We start from the raw sequence: 4,401 nt of genomic DNA, 5'->3' as shown, positions 1-4,401 counted from the left end.
CCGAGGCGTCTGCGCCCGAGTAGCCCGCCGCGAATGCCGGCGCCGCCTGGGCCAGCACCCCCATCCCCATCCCTGCGCTGACGGCCAATGCGGCCAGCAGGCACTTCTTGCCCATAGGGAACCTCCGTGTCGGCCCCACGGAGAAGCCCTTTCGGTAGCCCGGCTGTCGTGGCTCCGGAGGGAGCGTTAGACCCGTGGCTTTGCGGATCCCGGGTTTCCCCGGGGGGTGCCTTTGTCGTGGGGGGATTTGTTCTTGTTGTCAGCTATCGGCACCACTCAGTGGCACCTTGAGTGGGAATTTCCCCACGGTAAGTGACTTCTAAACCGCGGAGGGCCCCGGATTCGGGAGCAGGCGACCCGCGTCCGGCCCTGGAATTACCGGCGGCGCCGGGCTGTTCAAGTCGGGGCGAGTGGGTAGCATCTCCCGCCGCCAGGAAAGGACCTTCGGCATGGCCACCAACATCTCCGAGCTCACCGACTCCACCTTCGACGAGGAGGTGAAGGGGTCAGACGTCCCGGTCCTCGTGGACTTCTGGGCCGAGTGGTGTGGGCCGTGCAAGATGGTCGCGCCGGTCCTCGAGGAGATCGCCGGCGAGAACACCGGCAAGATCCGCATCGCCAAGCTCAACATCGACGAGAACCTGGACACCGCCCGGCGCTTCGACGTCATGAGCATCCCGACGATGATCCTGTTCAAGGACGGGGACGCCCAGCTGCGGATCGTCGGGGCCAAGGGCAAGGGCCAGCTCCTCCAGGAGCTGGGGGCGTTCCTGTAGCGGATCTCTCCCTGGCCCTCGGATCCGAGGGTGCAGCGGTGGAGGACCTCCAGCGCCGGTTGACGGCGCTGGGCTTCGGCGTGGACCCCGACCCGCTGGGACGGTTCGGGGAGGCCACCGACGCCGCCGTACGACGCTTCCAGAACGCCCGCGGCCTGCGGGTCGACGGCCTGTGCGGGCCCCAGACCTGGTCGGCCCTCGTAGAGGCCGGCTGGCGCCTCGGTGACCGCCTGCTCTACCTCCGTAGCCCGCTGCTACGGGGAGACGACGTCGCCGACCTCCAGCGCCGCCTGGGGGCCCTGGGCTTCGACGCCGGGCGGGTCGACGGTCTGCTGGGCTCCCGGACGGCGTCGGCCCTGGCCGAGTTCCAGCGCAACTGCGGGCTGACCGTGGACGGCATCTGCGGGCCCGCCACCGTGGCCGCCCTCCTGCGCCTGGCCTCGGCCCGCACCGGGGACGACCCCGTGGCCCACATCCGGGAGCGTGAGGCCCTCCGCCGGGGCGGGGTGGGCCTCCTCGGGCGGCGGGTGGCGATCGGCCACGAGGGCGGCCTGGACGCCCTGGTGTCGGCCGTGGGGCGGGCCCTGGGGGCCGCCGGCGCCGACACGGTGCCGGTCTGGGCGCCCGACGGGTCGGCCCAGGCCGCGGCCGCCAACGGGGCCGAAGTGGGCGTCTACCTGGGCTTCGGCCTCAGCCCCCTGCGCGACGGGTGCTCGACGGCGTACTACTCGGGCTTCCGCTACGAGTCCCCGGCCGGCCGGATGCTCGCCGAGCTGCTCCAGGGGGCCGTGTGCAAGGCCCTGGGGGTGCCCGACCTAGGCGTGCAGGGCATGTCGCTCCCGGTCCTGCGCGAGACCAGGATGCCCGCGGTGCTCTGCGAGCTCGGTCCCGCGCGGGTAGTGGTCGAGCGCATGGCCGAACTGGGGTCGGTGGTCACCGAGGCGCTGACCGAATGGTCGGCGGCCTCCTGGGCCGACCCTCAACCCGACGACTAGCTGACAGCGTGTCATCTATCCGGTAGATGGCAGCCAACACCGGCTCAGCAGGGTTACCCACAACCTAATGCACAGGTTGTGGAAGAGAGTCTCGACCAGTGATCGAGCGTCGCGATCGGGCCTCCGGGAAGCCCGACGGCCGGCTCAGCCCTCCAGCTCGGGGGTGAGGATGCGGTAGATCCGCTCCAGGTCCTCGAGATCGGCGAACTCGATCACCACCCGGCCCCGGCGGGGACCCATCTCGACCTTGACCCGGGTGTCCAGCCGGGAGGCCAGCAGCTCCTCCAGCTCCCGCAGGCCCGGCTCAGGCAGCCGGGCCCGCACCCGCCCGCCCGTGGCGCCGGCCAGGGCGTCGGCCGCCCCTACCTCGCTGCGGGCCTTGACCGCCTCCTCGACCTGGCGGACGCTCAGCGCCTCGGTCACCACCCGCCGGGCCAGCGCCTCCTGGAAGGCCCGGTCCGGGGTCCCGAGGAGGGCCCGGGCGTGGCCGGCGGTGAGCTGGCTGTCCTTGAGAAGGCGCTGCACGGTGGGCGGCAGCTGCATCAGGCGGAGGGTGTTGGTGATCGTCACCCGGTGCTTGCCCACCCGCGCCGCCACCTGCTCGTGGGTGAGCTGGAAGTCCTCGATCAGCTGCTGGTAGGCGGCCGCCTCCTCGAGGGGATTGAGGTCCTGACGGTGGAGGTTCTCGACCAGGGCCTGCTCGAGGGCGCCCTGGTCCTCGACGGTCTTGACCAGGGCGGGGATCGTCTGCAGGCCCACCCGGCGGGCCGCCCGCCACCTCCGCTCGCCGGCGATCAGCTGGTACTGGTCGGCCCCGACGGGACGCACCAGGATCGGCTGGAGGACCCCGAGGGCGCGGATCGACTCCCCCAGGGAGGCCAGGGCCTCGTCGTCGAACTGCGACCGGGGCTGGTGCGGATTCGGCTCGATGGCCGCCACCGGGAGCTCCTGGAGGACGGACCGGCCGTCCGAGCGAACTTCCGGGGGGATCAGCGCCCCCAGGCCCCTACCCAACCCGCTGCGGCGCGCCACCGGAGACCTCCTTGGCCAGCTCCCGGTAGGCGATGGCGCCCCGGGAGCTCGGATCGAACACGATGATCGGCTGGCCGAACGAGGGTGCCTCGGACAGCCGGACGGTACGGGGGACTATCGACCGGCACACCTTCGGTCCGAAGTGATTCCGGACCTCGGCCGCCACCTGCTCGGCCAAGTTGGTGCGGGCGTCGAACATGGTGAGGATGATGGCCCCCAGCTCCAGGGACGGATTGAGCGCCCCCTGGACCAGGTTGATGTTCCGGAGCAGCTGGCCCAGGCCCTCCAGGGCGTAGTACTCGCACTGGATCGGGACCACGACCTCGGTGGCGGCCGCCAGCCCGTTCACGGTCAACAGGCCCAGGGACGGGGGGCAGTCAATGAGGATGTAGTCGAAGTCCTCCTTGACCGTGTCGAGGCCCCTCCGGAGCCGCAGCTCCCGGCTGAACGCCGGCACCAGCTCGATCTCCGCCCCGGCCAGGTCGATCGTGGCCGGGCAGACGAACAGCTTCTTCACGCTGGTGGGCTCGATGCAGTCCTCCATCGGGACGTCCCTCATCAGCACGTCGTAGATGGACAGCTCCAGGTTGCGGCCGTTGATCCCCATCCCGGTGGTGGCGTTGCCCTGGGGGTCCAGGTCCACGACCAGGACCCGGAAGCCCATCTCGGCCAGGGCCGCCCCCAGGTTCACGGCGGTGGTGGTCTTTCCGACCCCGCCCTTCTGGTTGGCGATGGCCATCAGCCGGGGTAGGGGCTTGGCGAACGGGCTCGCTTCCAGAGGAGGCGCCTGTTCCGGCGGCTCTGCCTGGTCGGCCGGTTGGTCTTCCTGGGGCGGAGCGTGCGGCTCCGGCCCCCCGCCGTCGGAGCCGGCCGTCAGATCAGCGGCCCACTCGGGGGCGGCGCCTTCTGGGGGAAGGTCCTCCCAGCGGATCTCGGGCGGTGTCCATGGCGGCGGCTCGGGAGTCGAACCGTCCTCTCCCCAATCGGTCACGTCACCATCCTTCCCCCGAACCCTCGAGCAGTCAAGGACGAACCAATGTTCCACAGGTAACGAGGGTCCCGGCGGGGCTTTGTAGCGTCCGACTACCAACCCAACAGCGTCATCTCCGCTCATGCCTTTCTTCTGTGGACGCTCTCACAGGCATTCTCACGCACACCCGTGACATCTCGACTAGGAGAGGGGTCGTTTGGTGGGGATACCCGGCCGGCGGGGGTACCGCTGCGGGCACTCGGCGTCCTGGCGCAGGACGACGTAGCCGGCTCCGCCGCGGACCGCCGTCGGGGTGCCCAGACCCAGCTCCTCCAGCGCATGCGCCGGCCAGCGCCCCGGACCGCCTTCGGGCGGCTCCGAGACGACCAGGAGCCCTCCGGTCCGCAGGAGGGGGGCAGCGCACTCGACGGTGACCGCGGGCGGTCCGAAGCTGCGGGAGGTGACCAGGTCGAGGCTGCCCCGGAGCGCCGGATCGCGCCCGACCTCCTCGGCCCGGGCCTGAATTACATCGACGTGCTCAAGGTTGAGAGTCTGGACGGCACGCCGCAGGAAGGTGGCCCGGCGCTGCATGGACTCGATCAGGTAGAGGGTCGTGGCCGGCCACAGG

The 4,401-nt window shown here is 71.0% G+C and carries 5 protein-coding genes and 1 riboswitch; of the genes, 2 read left to right on the top strand and 3 right to left on the bottom strand.

What is annotated here, in order from left to right; translation table 11 throughout:
* Positions 1–150: 150 nt before the first annotated feature.
* Positions 151–241, bottom strand: a riboswitch (cyclic di-GMP riboswitch).
* Between the two features lie 208 nt (positions 242–449).
* Together trxA and VFW24_18735 are read left to right on the top strand one after the other, a co-directional pair.
* Positions 450–776 (top strand): thioredoxin, encoded by a 327-nt coding sequence (gene trxA, locus VFW24_18740; protein HEX5268810.1) that lies wholly within the window; start codon positions 450–452, stop codon positions 774–776.
* Between the two features lie 38 nt (positions 777–814).
* Positions 815–1,771, top strand: a complete 957-nt coding sequence (locus VFW24_18735; GenBank protein HEX5268809.1) for a peptidoglycan-binding protein — start codon at positions 815–817, stop codon at positions 1,769–1,771.
* Between the two features lie 144 nt (positions 1,772–1,915).
* On the opposite strand, the gene VFW24_18730 is transcribed toward VFW24_18735, so the two are convergent.
* The 3 genes from VFW24_18730 to VFW24_18720 form a co-directional block, all read right to left on the bottom strand.
* Positions 1,916–2,803 carry a ParB/RepB/Spo0J family partition protein gene (locus VFW24_18730; GenBank protein HEX5268808.1) on the bottom strand — a complete coding sequence of 296 codons (888 nt, stop codon included), beginning with the start codon at positions 2,801–2,803 and terminating at the stop codon, positions 1,916–1,918.
* Positions 2,778–3,794 (bottom strand): AAA family ATPase, encoded by a 1,017-nt coding sequence (locus VFW24_18725; protein ID HEX5268807.1) that lies wholly within the window; start codon positions 3,792–3,794, stop codon positions 2,778–2,780. Before VFW24_18725 ends, VFW24_18730 begins: the two co-directional genes overlap by 26 nt.
* Before the next feature lie 180 nt (positions 3,795–3,974).
* Positions 3,975–4,401 (bottom strand): RsmG family class I SAM-dependent methyltransferase (locus tag VFW24_18720; protein HEX5268806.1); only part of this gene is annotated, 427 nt, incomplete at its 5' end.

This window comes from Acidimicrobiales bacterium, from assembly GCA_036273495.1.
Classification (GTDB): domain Bacteria; phylum Actinomycetota; class Acidimicrobiia; order Acidimicrobiales; family JAJPHE01; genus DASSEU01.
The sequence above is the reverse complement of the archived record's forward strand: the minus strand, read 5'-3'. Positions and strand labels throughout refer to the sequence as shown.

What these genes read in the sequence shown, in the direction of transcription:
- trxA (HEX5268810.1), top strand. Translation starts at nt 450, where the DNA reads ATGGCCACCAACATCTCCGAGCTCACCGACTCCACCTTCGACGAGGAG.